Source organism: Mesorhizobium sp. WSM4807 (genome assembly GCF_055811615.1).
Genome location: NZ_JBVVQY010000034.1, coordinates 39,569 through 62,964 on the forward strand (window position 1 = coordinate 39,569; position 23,396 = coordinate 62,964).

Sequence of the window (23,396 nt, forward strand, 5' to 3'; positions counted from 1 at the left end):
TGGGGCACGGCGTGTCGGCGATTGCCTACGTCTTCAACTCCTGCTTTAGTTGATCGAGAAAGCGCCAATCCGTTCCGGTGCCGATTATCTCTTGCGGGGTCGACTTGATCATGCCCGTTTCGTACATGCGCAGCGCGTAGAAGCGCATCGAGGCTTCGGCATCGAAATCCCGCCATCTGTCGTACCGGATGTCGCCAAGCGTTTGCAGCGCGAGTTCGTAGCTGGGGACGAAACCTCGATCGACGAGCTGCCCTGCAGTCCACGAGGGATCTGAGACACAGAGGTCGGCGCCCTTGAGTATGGACCGCAGGACGCGCTTTGTCGCCGCCGGATACCTGTCTACATAATCCGCAGTCGCGCAAATCATGCAGCAGAAGTGCTGCGACCACGGCGGGTCGGTGGTCGAGTTGAGGATCGTGTGGCCTACTTTCCTGGAGCGAAGTTCCTGCGTGCGGGGCGGTTGGCCGAGTACTGCATCGTACTTTCCTTCGACGAAGCCTTCAGCAAAATTGTGTTCTTCGATGACCCATTCGATGTCGTTGACCGGATCGAGCCCGACATAGGCGGCCATCAGAGAAACCAACACGTATTGCGGCGAATCAAGCGTAAAGACCCCAACCCGCTTTCCCCGCAGATCCGAGATGCCTTTGACGCTGTCGTTGGCGATCAGTTCGAGGCACCCGGAGTGCAGTCCGCTTAGTACCCTGATCGGCACTCCTGCATCGATCGACGCCAGATGAATCGGCACATAATTCACACTGAAATCCGTCTCGCCGTTTGCGATCCACGCCGAATGATCAACCTTCTTATCACCTTGCACATAGCGGACATCGGTGAACCCCTCGGCGCGCAGCATCTCTCCGGCGAGGTACAGGCCCGCCCAGCAATAGGCGCCGCCGATGTACCGCGGCAGGCGGACGGAGGTGGTCTCCGGCGGCGGTTCGGCCCAGGCGGGTGTCGAGGTGCCGATAAGGCCCGCGGCGCTGGCTGCCGCAGCGCCGGCCAGAAAATGACGGCGGTTCTGGATGTTCTGCATGGGCTCCTCCTTCCCAAAAAAAGGCACAACGAGCCAGCTAAGCTGCTCACTCAGGTCTTGAGCTCGCGCTTGAGCTCTTTGAGGAAGCGGAAATCCGTTCCGTTGGCGATGATCTGTTGCGGGCTCGACGTGATCATGCCCGTCTCCTGCATGCGCAGCGCATAAAAGCGTATGGAATCCTGAGCATCGTAGTCGCGCCACTTGTCATGCCCGGTCTCTCTCAGGGTTCCGAGGGCATCGTCATAGTTCGGCACGAAGCCCTGAGCGATCAGCCCTTGCGCAGCCAATTCAGGATTGGAGGCGCACAGGTCGGCGGCCGTGAGTATGGCCTTGAGGACGCGCTTCGTCGTGGCCGGATGCTTGTTCACATAGTCGGCGTTGCCGGCGACCATGCAGCAGAAGTACTGCGACCATGGGCGATCGACTTCGTTGCTGACCACCGTGTGGCCGATTTTCTTGGCGCGCAGCATCAGCGGCTCGGGCATGGCGGAGAGGACCGCGTCCACCTCGTTGTCCATGAAGGACTGGATCGGATTGCGGCTCTCGACCCAGTTGATATCGTTGGCGGGGTCGAGCCCAACGTAGTTGGCCATGAGGCTCACCAGTATCTGCGGGTGCGAGCCGATATTGCCGACCCCCACTCGCTTGCCTCTCAAGTCCGTAACGCGCTGAACGCTGTCGTTGGCGATCAGTTCGAAGCATCCCGTATGCACGCCGGTGAGTATCTTGATGGGCACGCCGGCTTCGATCAGGCTGATGTGCATCGAAGGCATGTTCATGTCGAAGTCCGTGTCGCCCCGGGCGAGCCATTGCGAATTGTCCACGGTATGGTCGACTTCCACGTAGCGAACATCGGTGAGGCCGTCGGCGCGCATCAGTTCTCCGGCGAGGTAGACGGCCCCCCAGCAATAGGCGGCATTGTTCCAGCGCCCGAGACGGACGGTTGTCGTCTCCGGGGGCGGTTCAGCTGCATTGGACGGGCGAACCTTAAGAAGCCCCGCTCCGCCTGCCGCGGAGAGACCGACCAAGAAGGTGCGGCGATTTTGAATGATCTGCATCGGAACGCTCCTCTCTTCCGAATTGCAAAAGGCAATTCTGGCCGGAACCGAGCAAAAAGAGGTCCGGCAGAGGCAGATGGTCTCGTGAGCGCGACGAGTAGCCGTGGATTCGAGCGCGCCCAGTCTGGTGCGGGAGTCTTGCGCTCTCAGTCGCCGGCTCATGTATTAGCAACCGACGATATGCCACGATACCCCCAATTTGCGTTGGTTGCGAGCGCAAAACTTACTCCGCCAAACGTCCGCCAGCGCCTCGCTGTCAGGGAGACCGTTTGCGCGGTTGCGAATGGCCACTTCGAGTTTACTAGCGGCCGTTCCGAGTGATCGACACAAAGGTCTGCCTCGGGTCCAGCTCACGACGATGCCCACGCCGACCTGAATGTCCGCCCTTGAAGATCCGCAGCCTGAAGCTGCCAGTCTGCTGTCGGCCCACACAGGTCGTTCCATAACAGCGGCTTGAAGGACCGCTCCTGGCGCACACGCGCCGTCGGAGAGCTGGTGAGTTAGGTCTCCTTCCCACCCTGAGCGGGCTAACGGCCCCGGTACTAACCGTCAGGTTTTCACCACTAGTCGTTGTCGCCTATCGGGCTGAACTCCTAAATGCTTGCCGAACATTGGAGATAATGGTGGGGGCGCTGCGCGGCCCGTGCAAGCAGCGGATTTAGGTAGCTACAATTAGCTTCTTGACCTGTTTACGGTCTTCCGGCGACCATTGCTTCGGGTCTTCCCCATGAGCGATCGCGCCGTGAAGCTCGACGTGCTTCATCACTTCCGCCTCGGTCTCTGCCGTGAACGTCGCTGGACAGGCCTCGTTTCCTGGATAGTCCCTGCAACGATACGAGTAAGCCATGGCTTCCCTCCCAGGTTGCCCCAATAACAAAGCGAGGGTACGTCGCTTTGTCAATTCACAGTTGGATGCGCCATTCAGCCAGGAAATTTCAAACTGACCTCACTATCCAACGGCTAAGGCACAGGTCCCCCTTCAACTCGCCAGCGCCTGATCCAGATCCGCAATCAGATCATCGCCATCCTCGATGCCAGCCGACAACCGCACCAGCGAATCCGAAATCCCGATCTCCGCCCGCTTTCCGGCCGGGATCGAGCCATGTGTCATCAGCGCCGGGTGCTCGATCAGGCTTTCGACGCCGCCGAGGCTTTCGGCCAGCGTGAACAGTTGCGTGTGTTCAAGGAAGCGTTTGGTGCCGGCGAGGTCGCGGTCGAGCTCGACCGTGATCATGCCGCCGAAGGCATGCATCTGCCGCCTCGCAATGGCGTGCTGCGGGTGGCTGGGGAGACCGGGATAGATAACGCGGCGGATGTCGGGACGGCTTTCCAGCCAGTGCGCGATCTTCTGGCCGTTCGACGAATGGCGCTCCATCCTGAGCGCCAGCGTCTTGAGGCCGCGCAGCGCCAGGAAACTGTCGAATGGGCCGGAAATAGCGCCGATGGCGTTCTGCAGGAATTTCAGGCGGTCGACGAGATCCTTGTTGTCGCCGACCACGGCGACGCCGCCGACCATGTCGGAATGGCCGTTGAGGTATTTCGTCGTCGAGTGGACTGATATGTCGATGCCGAGTTCCAGCGGCCGCTGCAGATAGGGGCTGCAGAAGGTGTTGTCGGCAACCGAGAGCACGCCTTTGCGCCTGGCCAGTGCTGCGATCGCTTCGAGATCGACGACACGCAGCAGCGGGTTGGTCGGCGTCTCGACCCAGAGCATTTTGGTTTCCGGGCGGATCGCCGCCTCGACCGCGGCGAGATCGGTGAAGTCGACGAAGTCGACCTGGAGGTTGGCCGAGCGCTTGCGCACCCGCTCGAGCAGCCGGAAGGTGCCGCCATAGATGTCGTCGGTGGCGACGACATGGGCGCCGGAATCGAGCAGTTCGAAAATGGTGGCGATCGCCGCCAGCCCCGAAGCGAAGGCGAAGGCGGCTGCGCCGCTTTCGAGATCGGCCACCGCGCGCTCGAAGGCGAAGCGGGTCGGGTTCTGGCTGCGGGCGTATTCAAATCCCTTGTGCACGCCCGGGCTCTGCTGGCCATAGGTCGAGGTCGCATAGATCGGCACCATCACCGCGCCCGTCGTCGGGTCGTGGCTCTGGCCGCCATGGATCGTGCGCGTCGAGAAGGCCAGACGGTTCCTGCCCGATAGGGTTTCTCTTACGGTCATCGGGCGCGCCTCAGATGGTTGATCAGGTCGATGCGGGTTATCAGGCCGATGAATTCGTCGCCATCGAAGACGATGGCGACTTCGTTGCGGTCGAACACCGGCAGCAGCGCGTCCAGCGTCTGGCTGGCCTGCAGCGTGTGCAAATTGGAGGTCATCGCCGTGCGGACCGGGGCCTTAAACCGGTCCCAGCGGCTGTCATAGGGGCCTTCGACGTGGGCGAGGATATCGCTTTCGTCGACGATGCCGACCAGCTTGCCGTCGTCCAGCACCGGCAGTTGCGAGACATCCGAACGGCGCATGCGGCCATAGGCGTTGAGCAGGCTTTCGTCCGGGCCGACAGACACGATGTCGCCGGTGCGCAGTGTGCGCATCACCAGATCGCGCAGGTCGCCATGCTGCTCCTGCTCGGCGAGGCCCTGTTCGGCCAGCCAAAAATCGTCGAACACTTTCGACAGGTACTTATTGCCGCTGTCGCAGACGAAGGTAACGACCCGTTTCGATACGGTCTGCTCGCGGCAATAGCGAAGCGCGGTCGAAAGCAGCGTGCCGGACGACGAGCCGGCGAGGATGCCTTCCCGCGAAAGCAGGTCGCGCACGGCCAGCATGCTCTGCTTGTCGGTGATGGAGTAGGCCTTCTTGACCAGCGACAGATCGGCATTGGGCGGGACGAAATCCTCGCCGATGCCTTCCACGGTCCAACTTCCGGCCTCTATCATCTTGCCGGTCTTGATCAGGGGCGCCAGCACCGAGCCGACCGGATCGGCGAGAATCATCTCGGTCTTCGGCGAGACATCAGCGAAATAGCGGCCAAGCCCGGTCAGCGTGCCGCCGGAGCCGACGCCGACGACCACGGCATCGACGTCGCCATCGAGCTGTTGAAAGATTTCCGGACCGGTCGTGGTTTCATGGGCCAGCGGGTTGGCCGGATTGGCGAACTGGTTGGCATAGAAGGCGCCGGGCAGCTCGGCGGCGATCTTCTCGGCCATGTCCTGGTAGTATTCGGCGTGGCCCTTGCCGACGTCGGAACGGGTCATGCGCACTTCTGCGCCGAGCGCGCGCAGATGCTGGATCTTTTCGCGCGACATCTTGTCGGGCACGACCAGAATGATGCGGTAGCCCTTGGGGATGCCGACCTGAGCGAGGCCAAGACCGGTGTTGCCGGCGGTCGCCTCGACGATCGTGCCGCCGCGCTTCAGCTTGCCCTGCTTTTCGGCGGCGGCAATCATCGACAGCGCGATGCGGTCCTTGATCGAGCCGCCGGGGTTCTGGCTTTCGAGCTTGATGAACAGCCGGCACTTGCCGATGTCGAATTTGGTCAGCTCGACGACCGGCGTCTGCCCGATCAGGTCGAGAACTGATGCATAGGGCGGACGCAGGCGGGACATTGCCCTGTCTGAGGATGGGGCCCCGTCCGAATGGGCACTGCCCGAGGGGGAACTGTCGGGTGCGGCGATCTTATGCTTGCTCATATCAGATGCTCCATGGTCAAGCGACCGCCTTGGGCAGGCTGTCAGCCTATCTTCTTTTCCAGCCGTTTGCAGTCTGAAAGAAGATAGATCGTGCCAATCCATTGGCCAGACGGGGAATGGGATTCCGGCTTTCGCTGCCGGTGGTCCCAACCCAAATGCCTTCTGCAGCGATCCTTCCCACCCCCCCCTCTGGCCTGCCGGCCATCTCCCCCGCAAGGGGGGAGATTGAGCGCTCGGCTGCTTTCGCCAATCATCACCGTCGCAAGAGTGCGCGTGGCATCGGAACTGCCGATCTCCCCCCTTGCGGGGGAGATGGCCGGCAGGCCAGAGGGGGTGCTGTCCCTCCGGCATCAACAGGTTCTGCCTCACCCCAGCAGCCGCCGGCTCAGCCGCGCGCACTGAACGCGAATATCCGGAATGGCGTCGATCTCGAAGAAGGTGCCGCGCGTCAGTGGCCCGACCGCCAGGATCTTGGCTGAGACGGTACCGTCGCTGGCGATGACCTCGCAATTGTCTGATACGTCGAGGCCAAGGCGTAGCGGGTCCGGCCGCGCCAGCCCGCGGTCGACCAGCGACCGCACCACGCTGTTCGACGTAGTCGAGATGTCCCTGGCGATGCCGGTGCAGTCGTAGATGCGGGCGACTTCGAACGTCTCGATGTTTTGCGTGTGGCGCGACTGGACCTGCACGCTGAAATCGTCACCCGCGGTGATGCCGACGACTCGCCCGGCGACAAGCCGGATGCGGCCCGATTGAACCGCCTCGGTGACGCGGCCATAGACTTCCGGCGCCATGCGATGGCGGTGGATATCCCACCACGCCTTGGTGTGCTCGACGAAGCGGCGCTTGGCCGAAGACGGCCAGTTCTGCCAGATCTTCTGGTTGAACGGCCTGAGACCGTCGACGACATCGCGCCAGTCGATGCCGGCCTTCTGGTTTTCCCGGATCAGATCGCGGAACCAGCCGACAAAGTAGGAAAGCTGGGTGCCGAGCGGAATGTCGGCGACGTCGAGCTTGATCGGATTGCCCTTGCGATGCGGCGAAGGCAGCAGACCGCGCCGCGACACCGCCACGATCTCACCGCGATGGCCGCGCTGTTCGAGCGACAGGAAGGCATCGACCATGCTCAAGCCGGTGCCCAGCACCAGGACTCGGGATTCGGGGTCCAGCGCGGTGTCGGCCTCTGATCCCATCCTGATCGCGTGGCCCTGGCCGGCGCCCGGCTCCTCGTCATGCCCGGTCGCCAGCACGGCAAGATGGGCGACGACGCTGGTGCCGTTGGCCAGCGTCACCTCGACCCCGGACGCAGTCGGCGAGATCGACAGGCTCTCCTCGCGGATCAGCCGAAGACGCCCGGTCTCGCGAGCCTCGAGCTCGTCCAGCAGCTCCTTCAGATAGCGGGCATAGACGCTGCGCGGCGCATAGGCCGGCGCCTGCTCTGGAGTTGCCAGGCCGCGTTCAAGCAGCCAGCGCCAGAAATTGCCGGGGTCGTCGGCATAGGCGCTCATGCCGGCCGCGCTGACATTCAGCACATGCGCCGACAGCAGCGTGGAATAGGCGATGCCCTGTCCGAAATGCGGACGCTTTTCGATCAGCGTGACGCGGAGATCGGGATTGGGCAACTTCAGGAGATGCGCGGCAAGGACGACGCCGCTGGCGCCGCCGCCGACAATAATGATCGAATTCGGGACGATCGAATTTGCGCGACCGGTCATGCGCGCACCAATTGCCTCGGGAGCCGTCGGTTCCGGCTCAGGCCTGAAACTCCAACGCAACCGAAAGGTCTTCTTCGCCGGCGATATCGCGCATCTCGGCGAGGCTGCGTTGATCCAGCACCTCGGCGATCGCTTGCCGGACCTCCAGCATCAGATGTCGGACTTGGCATGTCGCCTCGTTGCAGTCTTCACAGCGCTGATATCGGGTGCGGCTGGCGCAGGGGATGGGGGCCAGTGGCCCGTCGAGCACGCGCACCACATGGCCGATCTTGATTTCATCCGCCGGCCGCGCCAAGCGATAGCCGCCCTCCTTGCCCTTGCGGCTCTGGACGAAGCCGGCGTTGCGCAGCTCGACCAGGATGGCATCGAGAAATTTCTTCGGAATGTTGTTTCCGGTGGCGATATCGCCAACGAAGGCGAGCTGTCCAACCGGCAGCCGCGCGAGATGGACGAGCGCCTTGAGGCCGTATTTGCCCTTTTTCGTGAGCATAGACCGAACGTTTCTCTGTTGTGCGATGGCGCAGGGCCACCGGTTGTGAAACGCCTGGCGTGCGTCCCCACCGCGTCCAAGCTTACATGACACATAAATTCTAGTGACATGATATACAAGCCGAGCACCGTTGATTTTGCTTCGTTTTCAAGCCGCTGCGACCATTTTGGCGGACGTTTTGCGCCCTTGAGGGCATAGAGGCAGCTGGGCAGCCAGCGCGCTCGGCATTGAAGGCGGATGCCCCGCCGGCGATCGATATGGAGGCTGCCGTCGCTCATCATCCTCTCCAATTTCTGTAATGTCGATAAGACTACTATACTTAACCGCGAATACAGGGATCAGTTTTCAAATCCTCGGCCATCCGCAGCATGGATTTGCCTGAGGAGGATGCAAAACGAGAAATGCTTGTTTGCAGCCGGTTGCCCGAAACGCGGTGAAGGGTACCCGGCCTGATCAATGATCCATTTCAATGTGAATGTCAGGCCAGTATCAATGTCAGGGGCGCGAACGGTTCGCCCACACCAATCCGCCCAGCCCGACCAGCACGGTGACGATGCCGATATAGAGCCATTGCGACTGGCCGGTCATGAAGCTGCCTCCGACCAGGCCGACGCCCTGCAGCGACCAGAGCGCGCCGATGGCGAGCACGATCAACGCCAGCAGATTTTTGATCAATCTCATCGTCGGAATTTCCTTCCCAAGTCGATCCTCAATTCAGCCATGACCGCCACGGCAAAGCGAAAGGAAGCGACCCGATCGCTCTCACATCTACTTGCATGATAAGGCCGGTTCTTGCCGGCAACACCCGGGTGCGGGTGCGAAGACCACCAGACATACATCGGCACAATCTAAACATTCCCTGACAGACTGTTTCCCGCCGACTCCAAACGTGTACAGTAGTCATGGAACCGCCAGACGATTGCCGCATTTCGTGCCACATTCGATCCGTAACGGCCGGGTCTGTCAAACGGAGCCATTTGCCGCAGATGAAGAAACCAAACCAGACCGCGCTTGTCGCGGTGACGATCGCGGCTGGCCTGATGGTCGCCGCATCCCCTGCCGCCGCTCAATGCGGCCGCGCCTCCTGGTACGCGCTGCACTCGAAGACCGCTTCCGGCGAGCGGATGAACCCGTCGGCGCTGACCGCCGCACACCGCACCTTGCCTTTCGGCACAAAGCTGAAGGTCACCAACCGCAACAATGGCCGCAGCGTCGTCGTGCGCATCAACGACCGCGGCCCGTTCATTAGAGGTCGCGTGATCGACCTGTCGAAGGGCGCCGCCAGACGGCTCGGCTTCATCAGTTCGGGCCATACCGCTGTGTGCACCGACCGCGTTTGATGCCACGCGTCTGAGATTATGCTGTAGCGATTGCCCGTTGCCGGCCTTCGCATTCGCACAATAAGCCGGCTCCCGCCGTTCAAAGCCGGTTTTCAACAGCTTAAACGAAAGTATGAGCATAAATCACTTCACTTGACGTATTGCATCGCAGCAGTTTGTTGTTAACCTCCGCGCGAGAGATTCAAGGCTCGACGCTGCTGTCGTCCCTTCGGTCGCAGCAGCGGGGTTCTCGATGTTCTACCAGTTCTACGAATTTAACCACGCCGCCGTGCAGCCGGCCCGCCTCTATGCCGATGCGGTGCGGATGTTCTACACCAATCCGCTCAATCCATTCACGCACACGTCGTGGGGCCGCTCGGTCGCGGCAACCGCCGAATTGTTCGAGCGCACGACGCGCCGCTACAGCAAGCCGCGATTCGGCCTGACCAAGACCGTGGTCGACTGGAAAAGCGTCGATGTCACCGAAAAGACCGTGTGGTCGCGGCCGTTCTGCAATCTCCTCCGATTCGAGCGGGCGGTTTCCGCCGGCCGCCGGCCTGATCCGAAGCTGCTGATCGTGGCGCCGATGTCGGGCCACTATGCAACGCTCCTGCGCGGCACGGTCGAGGCGATGCTGCCCCATGCCGACGTCCACATCACCGACTGGGTCGACGCCCGCATGGTACCGCTCAGCGAGGGCAGCTTCGACCTCGATGACTATATCGACTACATTGTCGACATGCTGCATGCGCTGGGGCCCGACACCCACGTCATGGCGGTGTGCCAGCCTTCGGTGCCGGTGCTGGCGGCGGTGGCACTGATGGAAACGCGCGGCGACCCGTTCGTTCCCTCGACAATGACGCTGATGGGCGGGCCGATCGACACCCGCCGCAATCCGACCGCGGTCAACCTTCTGGCCGAGGAGAAGGGCGTCGACTGGTTCCGCGACAACGTCATCATGCAGGCGCCGTGGCCGGTACCGGCCTTCGGCCGCGAGGTCTATCCCGGCTTCCTGCAGCTTTCGGGCTTCATGAGCATGAATCTCGACCGCCACATCATCGCCCACAAGGACTTCTTCATGCATCTGGTGAAGAATGATGGCGACAATGCCGAGAAGCACCGCGACTTCTACGACGAATATATGGCGGTGATGGATCTGACGGCGGAGTTCTACCTGCAGACGGTCGACACCGTGTTTGTCCGCCACGCCTTGCCCAAGGGCGAAATGACGCATCGCGGCGTGGCCATCGATCCCTCCGATATCCGTAATGTCGCCCTGTTCACGGTCGAGGGCGAGAACGACGACATTTCCGGCCTCGGCCAGACCCAGGCCGCGCACGACCTCTGCGTCAACATCCCGGCGGACAGGCACGCTCACTATATGCAGCCGGCGGTCGGCCATTACGGCGTCTTCAACGGCTCGCGCTTCCGCTCCGAAATCGTGCCGCGCATCGTCGACTTCATCACCAGTTATGGCCGCCAGACCCGCGTTGCGGTGAAGCCGAAGCTGGTCCGCATCGCCAGCAAGTAAGGGAGCGGCCGGTGGAACGGCGGTCTCGTGTCCGCTCAGTCGATCTGTTGCACAATAGCCGCTGTTTCGGCCGCGCGGGTAACCATGTCGCAAAACTGGCCGTTGGTATAATTGACAGGGACTGTCAATCGCCCTTAACCTTTCGTTAACAACAAGGGACGAGGGGGACAATGATTTCCTCACCACTGGCGAGAACGCTACGCGTGTGCGCACTGTTTGGGCTGGCACTTGCGGCAGGCTGGTCGACGACGGCATCGGCGGCCGGACCAATGGCAACCGGCGGGCCGACATCGCAGCCGATCGGCCACTATGATTTCTGCAAGACCAGTCCGGCCGAATGCTCGATCCACCCGGGCCATCTCGCCCCCGCCACCATGACCGGTGCGCTCTGGCGCAAGATCCTCAGCGTCAATGCCAAGGTCAACACCGCCGTCAAGCCGATAAGCGACATCGACATCTATGGCAGGGACGAGGTCTGGGCCTATCCCGTCAAGGGCGTTGGCGACTGTGAGGACTATGTCCTGGAAAAGCGCCGCGAATTGAACCGCTTGGGCCTGTCCTACGCCAATCTTCTGATGACCGTCGTGCGCAAGCCGGACGGCGAAGGCCATGCCGTGCTTACGGTGCGCACAAGCAAGGGCGACTACATCCTCGACAATCTGGACGGAAAGGTCCGCTCATGGGACCGGACCGGCTACCGCTTCCTCAAGCGACAAGCGATCGACAATACCGGCCGCTGGGTCTCGATCCGTGATGGCCAGCCGGTTCTGGTCGGCGCGGTCCAGTAGCAGGCCGTCACTTTGGCTGCTTCAGCGCGGCGCGGATCGATGCGGTGATGCGGCGAAGCGCCGCTTCGTCGAGTTTTTCGATGTTTTCGGCCAAAACATTGGCAAGCTCGGTGGCGGCGGGGCTGAGGCCCGACGTGTCGAGCTTTACCCGTGGGTGCGAGGTCTCGGCCAGCCGTGCGAGTTCCTCGGCATCGTCCCATATGACGTTGAAATAGCCGATGATCTTCTGGATCAGCGTCCAGGTCGGCGCGCCGCGGCGACCATGCTCCAGCGCCGACAGATAGGCGGCGCTGACGCCGATCGCCTCGGCCATGGCCTTCTGACTGACGCCGCGTTCGCTTCGCAGGGCGCGAAGCTTTTCGCCGAACGGAGTCACAAGTGCATCCTCATGGGGTGCATTCTCATGTGCGCGCGCGCCGCAGGCGGACGTAGAGCGCGCCCGAGCCGCCATGGTTGCGGGCAGCATGGTCGTGGCTGGAGACGAGCGGCCTGAATGCGGGTGTCGACAGCCAGGCCGGCACGGCGCGCCGCAGGATGCCGTCGCCGCCCGACGAGGAGCCTTTGCCGGTGATGACCAGCACGTAGCGAATGCCGCCGGCGTGCGCCCGGTGCAGGAAGGAAAACAGCAGCGAATAGGCTTCGTCCTGGCTCAGGCCATGCAGGTCGACGCGGCCTTCGATCGGCAGCCGGCCCTTCGACAACTTTTCCAGCGTCGGTTCGTCGAGTGCATGCGAAACATGCTGCGTCTTGGCTTTCGCCGCCGCAGCCGGAGCCATCGCCTGGACACGCGGCGGAGGCTTCGTGTCATCAGCGATGCCCGGGCCGATGTCCGGACTGTCGATGGCGGACTTGCCCTTCAGCGGCTTGGCGGTGCGCGCCACCAGGTTCCACAGGACCCGGTCGTCCTCGCTCAGCCTGTCGATGCGCCGGGTCATCGCCCCGCTCCCGGTACAAGCGGACGCGGTATCAGCGCGTAGAAATCGGCAGGGTTGCGGATAACGCCGGCGATCTCGCCGGCCGCATGTCCCGTTCCGGCGAACAGGTCGCCACGGGCTGGCCCGGTAATGGCAGAGCCGGTGTCCTGCGCGATCATCAGCCGCCGGAACGGCTTGTTGTCGAAAGCGGTCAGCGACGGCCCATCGATGTAGAACGGCGTCCCGAATGTATGCAGCAGACGGTCGACAGCGACGGAGCGGCCCGGTGTCAGCGGCACTTTGGCGGCAGCGATCGGCCCGAGTTCCGGGTCGTCGACAGCCGCCTCGCTGACCGAAGTCTCGCGGAAAAAAATATAGGAGCGGTTGCGCCACAGGATCTCGTCGATGCGATCCGGATGCGCCTGGAACCAGGCGCGGACCGACTGCATGGTCACCGCTTCGAGCGGGATTTCGCCTGTCTCGCTCAGGATCTTGCCCGGTCCGGTAAAGCGCTGGCCGGATTTGGCGGCATAGGTGACGCGGCAAAGCCGGCCGTCGGTCATGGTGAGCCGCGCAGAACCTTGTACGTGGATGAAGAAGGCGTCGACCTTGTCGGCGAGCCAGGCGATTTCCAAACCCTTGCCAGCCAAACCCTTGCCAGCAAGCGCGCCGCGCTCGATCTCGCCGCGGTCGAAATACTCGACCGGTCCGTTCGGCGTGGCGCGGCCGAAGGCGAGATAGGGATCCATGCCGTGCGGCCGGTTGGCGTCGTCGATGTCGACGAGATCGGCCGGACGCGACAGCAGCGGCACCGCAAATCGTTCGGTTCGCACCGGCGAGGCGTCGACCACGGGTTCATAGAAGCCGGTGACGAGGCCGGCGTCGCCGCTTTCGGCTCCTATGTGCGCCGGGATGAAATGCCGCTCGAAGAAGGCGCGGGCTTCGCGCCGGTCGGTTGGCGACACGGTGCGGGCTGCAGCGTAGACTTCGGTGAAGGCATTGAAGTCGACGCCGAGCCCGCCGGAGCGATAGGGTTTCGTCAGGACATGAAAAGCCGAGCGCCGGAAAGCGGCGAACGCAGCCAGATGGTCGTCCTCGTCCCAACCGGGCAGATCGTCAAAGGATTTTTCGCTGAACGCCTGAGAAAGCGACACGACAGACCCCGCCGTGGTCCGGGCTCAGTCTTCTTCTTCGGTGGCGACGAGCTTCCAGTTCGGGTCGCGCGAGCGCGTATCGCGGGCAAAGGTCCAGACATCCTTGACCTCGGCGACGGTTTCGGGATCACCGTCGATGACGGCGCCGGCCTTGTCGCGCGTCGCCGAAATCAGTTCGCTGACGATGCGCAGCGTGATATGCGCCTCGCTGCCCTTCATCTCGGCGGAAACGATGTCGGCCTTGTCGATGCCGACGAAGGAGGACTGGATCTTTTCCGATTTCGCCTCGCGGTCGCCGATGGCCGCGACAAAGCCGTCATAGACCTCGCGCGACAACAGGTTCTTCAGCGTCTTGCGATCGCCATCGGCATAGGCCATGACGATCATCTCATAGGCCATCTTGGCGCCGTCGACGAAGGTCTTCGGGTCGAATGCCGGATCATTGTCCTTGATCGTGCGCAGGCCCTTGTTGAGATCGGTGTCAGGCTTGGCGAAGGCGTCGATCGCCGCATAGGCGTCGCTTGCCGGCTCTCCCGGCGCTCGCTTGCGCGGCAGCGAGACCACATTCTCGGGCTTCTGGGCGTCCTCGCGCGTGCGGCCCGCCGTATAGGGATCGAAGGGTGGGCGTTCGCTGCCGGTGCGGCGGCCGAGCACATTGCGCAGCTGGAAAAAGATCACAACCGCCGCAACCAGAAAGAAAATCGTGCCGAAGTCGAAGAATCCCATATCTTCCGCCAATCAATCCCTACTCCGGCCGGACCGCCCGGCCAGGCAATGGCTGCGGTCGCATAGCGTTCAACATCCAAAGCATATAGAACGCAAGCTGCAATCATTCAAATTAAAGGCAGCCATACCTATCTAAAAGGTTCAGTGCCAGCGGCGATTGCTCGCCGGCCGGCAAAACATCGAAACGATCGGTCAAGATTTGCGCATTTCGCTGCTTCCCCTGTTCATCCTCGCGCTTCCGCTTCTGGAGATCGCCGGTTTCGTCATTGTCGGCCGCCAGGTCGGCGCGCTGGCGACGGTCGGCCTGGTGCTGGCTTCGAGCATCGCCGGCGCTCTGTTGTTGCGATACCAGGGTTTCGGCGTCATGACCCGGGTCCGCGCCGAAATGGACGCGGGACGTGATCCAAGCCGCCAGCTCGCGCACGGCGCCATGATCGTTCTGGCCGCGATCCTGCTCATCATTCCCGGCTTCATCACGGACATTTTCGGCATTCTGCTGTTCCTGCCGCCGGTCCGCGACCTCGCCTGGCGCCTGTTGAAAGGCCGCATCGTGCTGGCCACCAGTTTCGGCACCGGCGGATTCGGGGCCCGGCAACGCGACAAGACCATCGACCTCGACGACAGCGACTATTCGCGCGGCGACGAGCGCGGCCCGGATCACAATTCCCCCTGGCGCCGCCTCAAGGATGAGTAGGTCGCCTTTAAGGACGAGCAGGTCGCCAAACCTTGTCTTGTCATGCCGACCATGGTAGCGAACGCCCGATTTCAATCCGGTCAGCAACGCTGCCGAGGCAAAAGGACAAAGGCTTATGGCCAGCAAAGACGACGCGCCGACCGGCGCGGCCAGTGGCAACGGCGACGCGACGCAGCCTTCGCTCAACGTGCTTGCCCAATATGTGAAAGACCTTTCCTTCGAAAGCCCCGGCGCGCCGAACTCGCTGCGCGGCCGCGACAAGGCCCCCGGCATCGCCATCAACGTCAATGTCAACGCCAACCCGCTTTCGGACAAGCAGTTCGACGTCAATCTGACGCTGAACGCCAAGGCGTCCTTCGATAAGGAAGTGCTGTTCAACGTCGAGCTGGTCTATGGCGGCGTGTTCGCCATCAGCGGCTTCCCGCAGGAGCACATGCTGCCGCTGCTGTTCATCGAATGCCCGCGGCTGCTGTTCCCGTTCGCCAGGCAGATCATCGCCGAGGCCACCCGCAATGGCGGCTTCCCGCCGCTGATGCTCGACCCAATCGATTTCGCGCAGATGTTCCAGCAGAAGCTGGCCGAGGACCAGGCCGCCGGCAAGGCCAAGGCGAGCTGAGGCGATTGCTCGGTGACGTTTGAAAAACCCGGCCTCGCGCCGGGTTTTTTGTTTAACCGGGTTTTTTGTTTAAGATGTCGGCGGGACAGCGCCCCCCTCTGGCCTGCCGGCCATCTCCCCCACAAAGGGGGAGATCGGACTTCACATCGGCCGTCGCCAATCTTCATCCTCGCAAGAATGAGCGAGACGCTGGGGCTGCCAATCTCCCCCCTTGAGGGGGAGATGTCCGGCAGGACAGAGGGGGGTCGACGGAGCGCTCCCGTCAAAATCACTATGCCGCGGAACTCGCTTCGGGGGCGACGCGCAGCCAGAGCGCCTTTTCGCCTAATGTGCCGACCATGCTCGCGTGCGCGCTGCGCTCTGCTTCGGTCAGGCGAGACGGCAGCGCAATCGGCCGCACGCCGATGCTGATGTCGATGTCGTCGACATTTCTTCTGCCGCCGGCCGGCGCCGTGGCACTGTCGAGGATGAGCGCCGCCTGCTTGCCGCCGATGAGCTCGATATAGACCTCGGCCAGCAATTCCGAATCGAGCAACGCGCCGTGCTTGGTTCGGCGGGCATTGTCGATGCCATAGCGCCGGCACAGCGCGTCCAGCGAATTGGGGCCCATCGGATGCTTGCGGCGCGCCAGCGCCAGCGTGTCGACGACAAGTCCGGGATCAACGACCGGGTGGCCAAGCCGACCGAACTCGACATTGAGGAAAGCGATATCGAAAGTGGCATTGTGGGCGACCAGCTTGGCGCCGTCGATGAAGGCAAGAAACTCCTCGGCGATGTCGCTGAAGGTCGGCTTGCCCATGAGGTCGGCGGCGCTGATGCCATGAACGGCCTGCGCCTCCGCATGAATCGGTCGTCCTTGCGGATCGATGTAATGGTGGAAGGTGCGGCCGGTCGGGAACCGATTGACCAACTCGATGCAGCCAAGCTCGATGACGCGGTCATCACGGAAATCGAGACCGGTGGTTTCCGTATCGAAGATGATCTCGCGCATCGAATCAGTCCGTTGGTTCCGGCGTCATTTTTGCCGACTCATGAAGGGAACAAATTGGCAACATATTACGCCGGACGCAAGCGCGTTAAGCAGGCTTGCCGGCTTTATCCCCGACCAGTTCGGCGACAATCGCATTGACCGCCGCGCGCGCCGCATCAAAACCCTGTCCGGTGTCGATGACGAAATCGGCAGCCTTACGTTTTTCGGCGTCGGGAACCTGCCTGGCCAGGACCGACGCCAGTTTCTCCTCGCTCATGCCCGGCCGCGCCAGCACCCGGGCACGCTGGATGTCGGGCGAGGCGGTGACGACCACGACCTTGTCGACGCGGTCGCGGCCGCCGGTTTCAACCAGCAGCGGGATGTCGAGTACGACAAGCGGTACGCCGGCAGCGCGGTTCCTGGCCAGGAAGGCGTCGGCGTCGGCGCGGACCAGCGGGTGGATGATCGCTTCCAGCCGTTTCAGCGCGGCTGCATCGCCGAGCACCCGCTCGGCCAGCTTGGTGCGGTCGACCGACCCGGATTTTGTCGTTCCGGGAAAAGCCGCCTCGACCAGCGGAGCGGCCTTGCCGACGTAGAGGCGATGTACCACCTCATCCGAATCGTGGACGGGCACGCCGGCTTCGGCAAACATCTTTGCGGTCGTCGACTTGCCCATGCCGATCGATCCGGTGAGGCCGAGCACGATCATGCTTTTCATTCCCTGGTCATTGCTTGGGCGCCAAGATCGGCGACAATCATCTGCCGCAATTCGGCAGTGACCTGCGGCCTGATGCCGAACCAGCGCTCGAAGCCGGGCACCGCCTGGTGCAAAAGCATGCCGAGCCCGTCGACGGTCTTCAGGCCCCGTGCTCTGGCTGCGGCCAGTAATGGCGTTTCCAACGGCACATAGACAATGTCGGTGACGATGGCATGGTCCGGCAGCCTGGCCGGATCGGCGGACAGGCCTTCATTGCCGTGCATGCCGAGCGCTGACGTGTTGACCAGCAGGCCGGCATCGGCAAGCAGCTCGCCGGTCGCGGCCGTGCTGTGGGCCGAGACCCCGCCGCCGAAGCGGTGGCGCAGCTCCTCGGCTCGGGCGAGCGTCCGGTTGACGATGCGGATATCGTCAACCCCGCGCTGCTTCAGCGCATGGATGACCGCGCGCGAGGCGCCGCCGGCACCGAGCACCACGGCCGGGCCATAGTCTGCCCAGCCCGGCGCATGCTGGTCGAGATTGGCGGCAAAGCCATGGGCGTCGGTGTTGCCGCCCCACAGTTTTCCGCCCCCGAACCAGAGCGTATTGACCGCGCCGATCTGTTCGGCCGCATCGTCGCGGCGCGCCGCCAGCGCGAAGGCGGCCTCCTTGTGCGGGATGGTGACGTTGCCGCCACGGTAGCCATTCGCCGCGAGCGTTTTGACAAATTCGGCAAAAGCCTCCGGCGCGACGTCGATCGCCTGATAGCTGCCGTCGATACCGTACTTCGCCAGCCAATAGCCATGGACCTTCGGCGACCGGGAATGCGCGACCGGGTGGCCGGTGACGAAGGCCTTTTTCGCGACCTCAGCCATCGATGGCTCCGAGGTCACGCAGCTTGGCCAGGACGGGCAGCAGCGGCAGGCCGACAATGGTGAAATAGTCGCCCTCTATTCTTTCGAACAGCTGGATGCCCTCGCCTTCGATCTGGTAGGCGCCGACGCTGGACAGCGCCTTGGCGCCGACCCGCGCAAGATGGCGGCCGATGAAGGCGGGCTCGAGCTTTCGCATGGTCAGGCTGGCGATGCCGACATGCCGCCACAGGACCGCGCCGTCGCGGGCCAGCACGACGGCGCTGTTGAGTTGATGGGTCTTTCCCGATAGCGCCAAGAGATGGCGGCGCGCGGCTTCCATGTCGGCTGGCTTGTGGAACACTTCGTCGCCGAGCGACAGCGTCTGGTCGCAGCCGAACACAAGGGCGCCAAGCTTTCGCTCACTGACCTCGGTGGCCTTGGCCTCGGCAAGCACCAGTGCGACGTCCTCGGGCGAGATACCGCTGCCCTGCAAGGGCGCTTCGAGCGCGCGCTCGTCGACTTCCGCCGGAACCGCCTCGACCGCCACGCCGGCATTGACAAGCAGCGCCTTGCGGAACGGGCTGCCCGAGGCAAGGATGATTTTTTCAGCCATGATGTTCGCGCCTAAGGTTGGTTTGATATTCCGATCCGGAGACGGACGCGCAGACAGCCGCTAGATCGCTGCGCTTCTCGGGCACAGTAACGGCATGGATATTCGCAGCGCTGAATGGTTGGGCAACACCTCGCCCAACTCCTTGGCCTCATTATCTTGTCTTGCCGCGCAGGGCAACGATAGCCGCCGCCGTCTCCTCGATCGAGCGGCGGCTGACATCGATCATCGGCCAGCCATGCCGGGTGCAGATCTTGCGGGCATAGGCAAGCTCTTCGCTGATCGCGGCGCGGTCGACATAGTCGGTCGGCTCATAGGCGCTGGTGTTGCCGAGGATGCGGTTCTGGCGAACCTGCGAGATGCGCTCGGCGGTGGCGATCAGCCCGACGATCAGCGGCTTCGTGGCGTTGACCAGGCTTTCCGGCACCGGCACGCCGAGCACGATCGGGATATTGGCGGTCTTGATGCCGCGATTGGCGAGATAGATGCTGGTCGGCGTCTTCGAGGTGCGCGAAATGCCGACGAGCACAATGTCGGCGTCGTCCATATTGGCCGGCAGCTGGCCGTCATCATGCTCCATGGTAAAGTTGAGCGCGTCGATGCGGCGAAAGTATTCGGCGTCCAGCACATGCTGGGCGCCGACGCGGCGGCCGGCCGGCGTGCCGAGATAGGACTGGAACACTGTCAGCACCGGTTCCAGCACGGAGACGCAAGGCAGGCCCATGGCGGCGCAGCGCTCGTCGATGCCGCGGGCGAGGTTCTGGTCGACGACCGTATAGAGGATGATGCCTGGCTCCTCCTCTATGTCCTCGAACACTTTCGTCACCTGCTTTTCGGTGCGGATGAGCGGATAGATGTGCTCGATGGCGCGCGCATCCTTATATTGCGCCGAAGCCGCGCGGCCGGCCGCCAGCAGCGTTTCACCGGTGGCATCGGAAATCAGGTGAAGGTGAAAGAAGCTCTGGGGTTTGTTCACAGGGGTTCGTTCCAAGCTGTGGGCCGATGTGGATAAGGTCGGTCGGAAAGATCGGCCGGTTCGGGGCGACTGTATCAGATGCCAGTTTGTCCACAATTCGATGCGCTGTCGGCTTCGTCGGGCAGCTGGGGACAAGTCCGGGGACGGGCTTTTTTGACTCGGCGTCATCCACAGGCCCATTTTCTTTGCGCGGGCGGCAACGCATTGACTCCAGTTGGAAATCTCCAACTGTCCCCAAAGTCCTCCTATCCGGCAGAAGAAGCACGCGACAATATGCTGGCTGGCCTTTTCCGGGGCAAAGCGGGACAGCAGACAACCACCGATACCAACAGACTCTTAGAATCATAAGATTCCTAGAAATAGAATATTTAATTATAGAGAAGCCTGGAGAGGCGAGTGCTGAATGCCTGAAAACCGGATCATGCTGGACGTGTTGAAGGGCAAGGCTGCGTTTCCGCCGCCGATCTGGATGATGCGCCAGGCTGGCCGCTATCTGCCGGAATATCGGGAGACACGCAGGCGGGCCGGATCGTTCCTCGACCTTTGCTACGATCCCGATCTTGCCGTGGAAGTGACGCTGCAGCCGATCGAACGCTTCGGCTTCGACGCATCGATCCTGTTTTCCGATATCCTTGTCGTACCGCATGCGCTGGGCCGTGACGTGCGCTTCGAGGAGGGACGCGGGCCGCTGTTGACGCCGATCTCGGCAACGGAGATTGCGGCTCTCGACGGCGAAACGTTTCACGTGAATCTCGAACCGGTCTATGAGACGGTCAGACGTTTGCGGGCAAAACTGCCTGATGAAACGACGCTGATCGGCTTCTGCGGCGCGCCGTGGACGGTGGCGACTTATATGATCGCCGGCCACGGCACCTCAGACCAGGCGCCGGCGCGGCTGTTTGCCTATCGCGAGCCGGCGGCTTTCCTGCAGCTGCTGAACGTCCTTGCCGATCATTCGGCCGCCTATCTGATCCGCCAGATCGAAGCCGGCGCCGATGTGGTGCAGATATTTGACTCGTGGTCCGGCGTGCTCGATGAAGTTTCGTTCGAGGCCTTTTGCGTCGGGCCGGTGGCGGAGATCGTCAGGCAGGTTCGGGCCGTCCATCCCAACGTTCCGATCATCGGCTTTCCCAAGGGCGCCGGCGCCCACTATCGCAGCTATCGCCAAAAAACCGGCGTGACGGGGCTGGGGCTCGACTGGACCGTGCCGCTGACGGAAGCGAAGGAACTGCAGCGCGGTGGCGCTGTACAGGGCAATCTCGATCCGTTGCGGCTGGTGGCCGGCGGCAAGGCGCTAGGCGACGGCGTCGACGCAATCCTGAAAGCATTGGGCGATGGGCCGCTGATCTTCAATCTCGGCCATGGCATCACGCCGGAGACGCCGATCGCGCATGTCGAGGCGATGGTGAAGATGGTGCGGGCACGTCGATGACCGACACGAATAACGCCAACAGTGGTGCGGACAGCAGCGGGGCGGGAGCGATGCGTCGAGCAGCGATCGCCATCGTCATCTTCCTCGCCCTGGCTGCGCTTCTGTTCCTGTCCGAGCCGGATGATTTCTATCCCTGGGCGAAGGCGATCCATGTCATCGCCGTCATCTCCTGGATGGCGGGCATGCTCTATCTGCCGCGGCTGCTGGTCTATCATGCCGATGCGGAGAAAGGCTCCGTCCAGTCGGAAACCTTCAAGGTGATGGAGCGCCGGCTGCTGCGCGGCATCATCAATCCGGCCATGATCATCACCTGGGCGTTCGGCCTCTGGCTTGCCTGGAAGGGTTTCGGTTTTCAGGGCGGCTGGCTGCATGCCAAGATCGCCGCTGTGCTTGGCCTGTCGGCCGCTCACGGCTATCTGGCCGGTGCGGTTCGTAAATTCGCCGAGGACCGCAACGAAAAGCCCGCGAAGCACTGGCGGATCGTCAACGAGATCCCCACATTGCTGATGATCGTCATCGTCGTGCTGGTCATCGTGAAGCCGTTTTGACGTCGCCGCATCGGCCAGAAATCGGAGCCGATTTTCGGAAAGTACGATGCGGAACTCAAGAAGTTTTACAGCGTCCCTTTGCGCGTCAAGAGAGACGCGCGGCGCTGACAAAAGGCGGCTTGCTCTTTCAGTCGACCAACGATAAAAGACGGGTCTTCCTTCCCGTCATGCGCCGCCCATTCATCGCTTCGGCCGCGCCCGGCATTTGTCGCATCCCGCCGATATTTCCCCATGCTTACTCACTCAGAGTCCGTCTAATGATGCAAGAAATGAAACTCACCGAGTTCAAGAACAAGAAACCGCCAGAGCTGATCGCTTATGCCGAATCGCTCGAGGTCGAGAACGCCAGTGTGATGCGCAAGCAGGAGCTGATGTTCGCGATCCTGAAGCGGCTGGCGACCCAGGATATCGAGATCATCGGTGACGGCGTCGTCGAAGTGCTGCAGGACGGATTTGGCTTCTTGCGCTCGGCCAATGCCAATTATCTGCCGGGTCCGGACGATATCTATATTTCGCCGTCGCAGATCCGCCGGTTCTCGCTGAAGACCGGCGACACGGTCGAAGGCCCGATCCGCAGCCCGAAAGAGGGCGAGCGCTATTTCGCGCTGCTCAAGGTCAACACGATCAATTTCGACGACCCGGAAAAGATCCGCCACAAGATCCATTTCGACAATCTGACGCCGCTTTATCCGACGTCGCGGCTGAAGATGGAAATGGATGTTCCGACCTCGAAGGACATTTCGGCCCGCGTCATCGACCTGGTGGCGCCGCTCGGTAAAGGCCAGCGCGCCCTGATCGTGGCGCAGCCGCGCACCGGCAAGACGGTGCTCTTACAGAACATCGCCCACTCGATCACCACCAATCATCCCGAATGCTATTTGATCGTGCTCTTGATCGATGAGCGGCCGGAAGAAGTCACCGACATGCAGCGTTCGGTGAAGGGCGAGGTCGTTTCCTCGACCTTCGACGAGCCGGCGGTGCGCCACGTTCAGGTCGCCGAAATGGTGATCGAGAAGGCCAAGCGCCTTGTCGAGCACGGGCGCGACGTCGTCATCCTGCTGGATTCGATCACCCGACTCGGCCGTGCCTACAACACCGTGGTGCCGTCATCCGGCAAGGTGCTGACCGGCGGTGTCGACGCCAATGCGCTGCAGCGGCCGAAGCGCTTCTTCGGTGCCGCCCGCAACATCGAGGAAGGCGGCTCGCTGACCATCATCGCCACCGCGCTAATCGACACCGGCAGCCGTATGGACGAGGTCATCTTCGAAGAGTTCAAGGGTACCGGCAACTCGGAAATCGTGCTCGACCGCAAGGTCGCGGACAAGCGCATTTATCCGGCCATGGACATCCTCAAGTCCGGCACCCGCAAGGAAGACCTGCTGGTCGCCCGCCAGGATCTGCAGAAGATCTTCGTGCTGCGCCGCATCCTGGCGCCGATGGGCACCACCGACGCCATCGAGTTCCTGATCGACAAGCTCAAGCAGACCAAGACCAACGCGGATTTCTTCGATTCGATGAATACGTAAGGGGTTGGACAGCGCTGCCCCTTCCTGCCTTCTCCCCCTTGTTTGGACTGGGGACATCGCGAACAGGTGTGCGAGGACATCGCGAACAGTTTGCCATCCTATCGAGCCAGGGCAT

At 62.4% G+C, this 23,396-nt stretch carries 25 protein-coding genes; 8 read left to right on the top strand and 17 right to left on the bottom strand.

Annotation, left to right across the window (positions count from 1 at the left end):
* Positions 1-25: 25 nt before the first annotated feature.
* The 8 genes from AC0L3N_RS29235 to AC0L3N_RS29270 all read right to left on the bottom strand — a co-directional run bounded on the left by AC0L3N_RS29235 (position 26) and on the right by AC0L3N_RS29270 (position 8,610).
* The gene (locus tag AC0L3N_RS29235; protein ID WP_473550997.1) at positions 26-1,036 is read right to left on the bottom strand and encodes an ABC transporter substrate-binding protein; all 1,011 of its coding nucleotides are present in this window, start codon (positions 1,034-1,036) and stop codon (positions 26-28) included.
* Positions 1,037-1,086: 50 nt separating this feature from the next.
* Positions 1,087-2,094, bottom strand: a complete 1,008-nt coding sequence (locus AC0L3N_RS29240; protein WP_473550998.1) for an ABC transporter substrate-binding protein — start codon at positions 2,092-2,094, stop codon at positions 1,087-1,089.
* Positions 2,095-2,752: 658 nt separating this feature from the next.
* Positions 2,753-2,941 carry a DUF1059 domain-containing protein gene (locus tag AC0L3N_RS29245; RefSeq protein ID WP_095495722.1) on the bottom strand — a complete coding sequence of 63 codons (189 nt, stop codon included), beginning with the start codon at positions 2,939-2,941 and terminating at the stop codon, positions 2,753-2,755.
* A 132-nt stretch (positions 2,942-3,073) separates the two neighbouring features.
* Positions 3,074-4,255 (bottom strand): cystathionine gamma-synthase, encoded by a 1,182-nt coding sequence (locus tag AC0L3N_RS29250; protein ID WP_123148700.1) that lies wholly within the window; start codon positions 4,253-4,255, stop codon positions 3,074-3,076.
* A complete protein-coding gene (locus tag AC0L3N_RS29255; RefSeq protein WP_473551000.1) occupies positions 4,252-5,724 on the bottom strand; it encodes a pyridoxal-phosphate dependent enzyme in 1,473 nt (490 codons plus the stop codon). The genes AC0L3N_RS29250 and AC0L3N_RS29255 overlap by 4 nt, the downstream gene beginning before the upstream one ends.
* Positions 5,725-6,089: 365 nt before the next feature.
* Complete coding sequence (locus AC0L3N_RS29260) at positions 6,090-7,439, bottom strand: FAD/NAD(P)-binding protein (protein WP_473551001.1); 1,350 nt, start codon at positions 7,437-7,439, stop codon at positions 6,090-6,092.
* Positions 7,440-7,476: 37 nt separating this feature from the next.
* Positions 7,477-7,929, bottom strand: coding sequence for an RrF2 family transcriptional regulator (locus AC0L3N_RS29265; RefSeq protein ID WP_123148703.1), 453 nt, complete (start codon positions 7,927-7,929; stop codon positions 7,477-7,479).
* A gap of 495 nt (positions 7,930-8,424) precedes the next feature.
* Positions 8,425-8,610 (bottom strand): hypothetical protein, encoded by a 186-nt coding sequence (locus tag AC0L3N_RS29270; RefSeq protein WP_123148704.1) that lies wholly within the window; start codon positions 8,608-8,610, stop codon positions 8,425-8,427.
* Between the two features lie 305 nt (positions 8,611-8,915).
* Between AC0L3N_RS29270 and AC0L3N_RS29275 the strand changes: the two genes are divergently transcribed.
* From AC0L3N_RS29275 to AC0L3N_RS29285, 3 genes are all read left to right on the top strand, one after another.
* Positions 8,916-9,269 carry a septal ring lytic transglycosylase RlpA family protein gene (locus AC0L3N_RS29275; RefSeq protein WP_123148705.1) on the top strand — a complete coding sequence of 118 codons (354 nt, stop codon included), beginning with the start codon at positions 8,916-8,918 and terminating at the stop codon, positions 9,267-9,269.
* Between the two features lie 232 nt (positions 9,270-9,501).
* Positions 9,502-10,779 carry a polyhydroxyalkanoate depolymerase gene (locus AC0L3N_RS29280; protein WP_123148706.1) on the top strand — a complete coding sequence of 426 codons (1,278 nt, stop codon included), beginning with the start codon at positions 9,502-9,504 and terminating at the stop codon, positions 10,777-10,779.
* A gap of 170 nt (positions 10,780-10,949) precedes the next feature.
* Positions 10,950-11,567 carry a transglutaminase-like cysteine peptidase gene (locus tag AC0L3N_RS29285; RefSeq protein WP_473551003.1) on the top strand — a complete coding sequence of 206 codons (618 nt, stop codon included), beginning with the start codon at positions 10,950-10,952 and terminating at the stop codon, positions 11,565-11,567.
* 7 nt (positions 11,568-11,574) lie between these two features.
* On the opposite strand, the gene AC0L3N_RS29290 is transcribed toward AC0L3N_RS29285, so the two are convergent.
* Genes AC0L3N_RS29290 through AC0L3N_RS29305 form a run of 4 tightly spaced genes read right to left on the bottom strand, consistent with a single transcriptional unit; the run spans position 11,575 to position 14,361 of the window.
* Complete coding sequence (locus tag AC0L3N_RS29290; RefSeq protein ID WP_123148708.1) at positions 11,575-11,943, bottom strand: helix-turn-helix domain-containing protein; 369 nt, start codon at positions 11,941-11,943, stop codon at positions 11,575-11,577.
* A gap of 25 nt (positions 11,944-11,968) precedes the next feature.
* Positions 11,969-12,502 (bottom strand): Smr/MutS family protein, encoded by a 534-nt coding sequence (locus tag AC0L3N_RS29295; RefSeq protein WP_123148709.1) that lies wholly within the window; start codon positions 12,500-12,502, stop codon positions 11,969-11,971.
* Complete coding sequence (mltA, locus tag AC0L3N_RS29300) at positions 12,499-13,635, bottom strand: murein transglycosylase A (protein WP_473551004.1); 1,137 nt, start codon at positions 13,633-13,635, stop codon at positions 12,499-12,501. Before mltA ends, AC0L3N_RS29295 begins: the two co-directional genes overlap by 4 nt.
* A 24-nt stretch (positions 13,636-13,659) precedes the next feature.
* Positions 13,660-14,361, bottom strand: coding sequence for a Tim44/TimA family putative adaptor protein (locus AC0L3N_RS29305; RefSeq protein ID WP_123148711.1), 702 nt, complete (start codon positions 14,359-14,361; stop codon positions 13,660-13,662).
* A 199-nt stretch (positions 14,362-14,560) separates the two neighbouring features.
* On the opposite strand from AC0L3N_RS29305, the gene AC0L3N_RS29310 reads away from it, so the two are divergent.
* Together AC0L3N_RS29310 and secB are read left to right on the top strand one after the other, a co-directional pair.
* Positions 14,561-15,055, top strand: a complete 495-nt coding sequence (locus AC0L3N_RS29310) for an FxsA family protein (protein WP_473485796.1) — start codon at positions 14,561-14,563, stop codon at positions 15,053-15,055.
* Between the two features lie 115 nt (positions 15,056-15,170).
* Complete coding sequence (gene secB, locus AC0L3N_RS29315; RefSeq protein WP_123148712.1) at positions 15,171-15,671, top strand: protein-export chaperone SecB; 501 nt, start codon at positions 15,171-15,173, stop codon at positions 15,669-15,671.
* Between the two features lie 271 nt (positions 15,672-15,942).
* On the opposite strand, the gene dnaQ is transcribed toward secB, so the two are convergent.
* From dnaQ to AC0L3N_RS29340, 5 genes are all read right to left on the bottom strand, one after another.
* Positions 15,943-16,662: a DNA polymerase III subunit epsilon gene (dnaQ, locus tag AC0L3N_RS29320; RefSeq protein ID WP_123148713.1), complete on the bottom strand. Its 720-nt coding sequence runs from the start codon at positions 16,660-16,662 to the stop codon at positions 15,943-15,945.
* A gap of 85 nt (positions 16,663-16,747) precedes the next feature.
* The gene (coaE, locus tag AC0L3N_RS29325) at positions 16,748-17,350 is read right to left on the bottom strand and encodes a dephospho-CoA kinase (RefSeq protein ID WP_473551017.1); all 603 of its coding nucleotides are present in this window, start codon (positions 17,348-17,350) and stop codon (positions 16,748-16,750) included.
* Positions 17,351-17,355: 5 nt separating this feature from the next.
* On the bottom strand, positions 17,356-18,210 hold the full coding sequence (locus tag AC0L3N_RS29330) for a shikimate dehydrogenase (protein ID WP_473551006.1): 855 nt from the start codon (positions 18,208-18,210) through the stop codon (positions 17,356-17,358).
* Positions 18,203-18,802 (bottom strand): Maf-like protein, encoded by a 600-nt coding sequence (locus AC0L3N_RS29335; protein WP_473551007.1) that lies wholly within the window; start codon positions 18,800-18,802, stop codon positions 18,203-18,205. Before AC0L3N_RS29335 ends, AC0L3N_RS29330 begins: the two co-directional genes overlap by 8 nt.
* 151 nt (positions 18,803-18,953) lie before the next feature.
* Positions 18,954-19,775: a pyruvate, water dikinase regulatory protein gene (locus AC0L3N_RS29340; protein ID WP_473551009.1), complete on the bottom strand. Its 822-nt coding sequence runs from the start codon at positions 19,773-19,775 to the stop codon at positions 18,954-18,956.
* Between the two features lie 403 nt (positions 19,776-20,178).
* Here AC0L3N_RS29340 and hemE point away from each other — a divergent pair, with 403 nt between their 5' ends.
* The 3 genes from hemE to rho all read left to right on the top strand — a co-directional run bounded on the left by hemE (position 20,179) and on the right by rho (position 23,281).
* On the top strand, positions 20,179-21,207 hold the full coding sequence (gene hemE, locus AC0L3N_RS29345; protein ID WP_123148717.1) for a uroporphyrinogen decarboxylase: 1,029 nt from the start codon (positions 20,179-20,181) through the stop codon (positions 21,205-21,207).
* Complete coding sequence (gene hemJ, locus AC0L3N_RS29350; protein ID WP_473551011.1) at positions 21,204-21,755, top strand: protoporphyrinogen oxidase HemJ; 552 nt, start codon at positions 21,204-21,206, stop codon at positions 21,753-21,755. The genes hemE and hemJ overlap by 4 nt, the downstream gene beginning before the upstream one ends.
* 260 nt (positions 21,756-22,015) lie before the next feature.
* Positions 22,016-23,281 carry a transcription termination factor Rho gene (gene rho, locus AC0L3N_RS29355; protein ID WP_027153631.1) on the top strand — a complete coding sequence of 422 codons (1,266 nt, stop codon included), beginning with the start codon at positions 22,016-22,018 and terminating at the stop codon, positions 23,279-23,281.
* Positions 23,282-23,396 lie beyond the last annotated feature (115 nt).

Coding starts and splice junctions, on each gene's coding strand:
- AC0L3N_RS29235 (WP_473550997.1), bottom strand. CDS start 1,036: ATGCAGAACATCCAGAACCGCCGTCATTTTCTGGCCGGCGCTGCGGCA.
- AC0L3N_RS29240 (WP_473550998.1), bottom strand. CDS start 2,094: ATGCAGATCATTCAAAATCGCCGCACCTTCTTGGTCGGTCTCTCCGCG.
- AC0L3N_RS29245 (WP_095495722.1), bottom strand. CDS start 2,941: ATGGCTTACTCGTATCGTTGCAGGGACTATCCAGGAAACGAGGCCTGT.
- AC0L3N_RS29250 (WP_123148700.1), bottom strand. CDS start 4,255: ATGACCGTAAGAGAAACCCTATCGGGCAGGAACCGTCTGGCCTTCTCG.
- AC0L3N_RS29255 (WP_473551000.1), bottom strand. CDS start 5,724: ATGAGCAAGCATAAGATCGCCGCACCCGACAGTTCCCCCTCGGGCAGT.
- AC0L3N_RS29260 (WP_473551001.1), bottom strand. CDS start 7,439: ATGACCGGTCGCGCAAATTCGATCGTCCCGAATTCGATCATTATTGTC.
- AC0L3N_RS29265 (WP_123148703.1), bottom strand. CDS start 7,929: ATGCTCACGAAAAAGGGCAAATACGGCCTCAAGGCGCTCGTCCATCTC.
- AC0L3N_RS29270 (WP_123148704.1), bottom strand. CDS start 8,610: ATGAGATTGATCAAAAATCTGCTGGCGTTGATCGTGCTCGCCATCGGC.
- AC0L3N_RS29275 (WP_123148705.1), top strand. CDS start 8,916: ATGAAGAAACCAAACCAGACCGCGCTTGTCGCGGTGACGATCGCGGCT.
- AC0L3N_RS29280 (WP_123148706.1), top strand. CDS start 9,502: ATGTTCTACCAGTTCTACGAATTTAACCACGCCGCCGTGCAGCCGGCC.
- AC0L3N_RS29285 (WP_473551003.1), top strand. CDS start 10,950: ATGATTTCCTCACCACTGGCGAGAACGCTACGCGTGTGCGCACTGTTT.
- AC0L3N_RS29295 (WP_123148709.1), bottom strand. CDS start 12,502: ATGACCCGGCGCATCGACAGGCTGAGCGAGGACGACCGGGTCCTGTGG.
- AC0L3N_RS29305 (WP_123148711.1), bottom strand. CDS start 14,361: ATGGGATTCTTCGACTTCGGCACGATTTTCTTTCTGGTTGCGGCGGTT.
- secB (WP_123148712.1), top strand. CDS start 15,171: ATGGCCAGCAAAGACGACGCGCCGACCGGCGCGGCCAGTGGCAACGGC.
- dnaQ (WP_123148713.1), bottom strand. CDS start 16,662: ATGCGCGAGATCATCTTCGATACGGAAACCACCGGTCTCGATTTCCGT.
- coaE (WP_473551017.1), bottom strand. CDS start 17,350: ATGATCGTGCTCGGCCTCACCGGATCGATCGGCATGGGCAAGTCGACG.
- AC0L3N_RS29330 (WP_473551006.1), bottom strand. CDS start 18,210: ATGGCTGAGGTCGCGAAAAAGGCCTTCGTCACCGGCCACCCGGTCGCG.
- AC0L3N_RS29335 (WP_473551007.1), bottom strand. CDS start 18,802: ATGGCTGAAAAAATCATCCTTGCCTCGGGCAGCCCGTTCCGCAAGGCG.
- hemE (WP_123148717.1), top strand. CDS start 20,179: ATGCCTGAAAACCGGATCATGCTGGACGTGTTGAAGGGCAAGGCTGCG.
- hemJ (WP_473551011.1), top strand. CDS start 21,204: ATGACCGACACGAATAACGCCAACAGTGGTGCGGACAGCAGCGGGGCG.
- rho (WP_027153631.1), top strand. CDS start 22,016: ATGCAAGAAATGAAACTCACCGAGTTCAAGAACAAGAAACCGCCAGAG.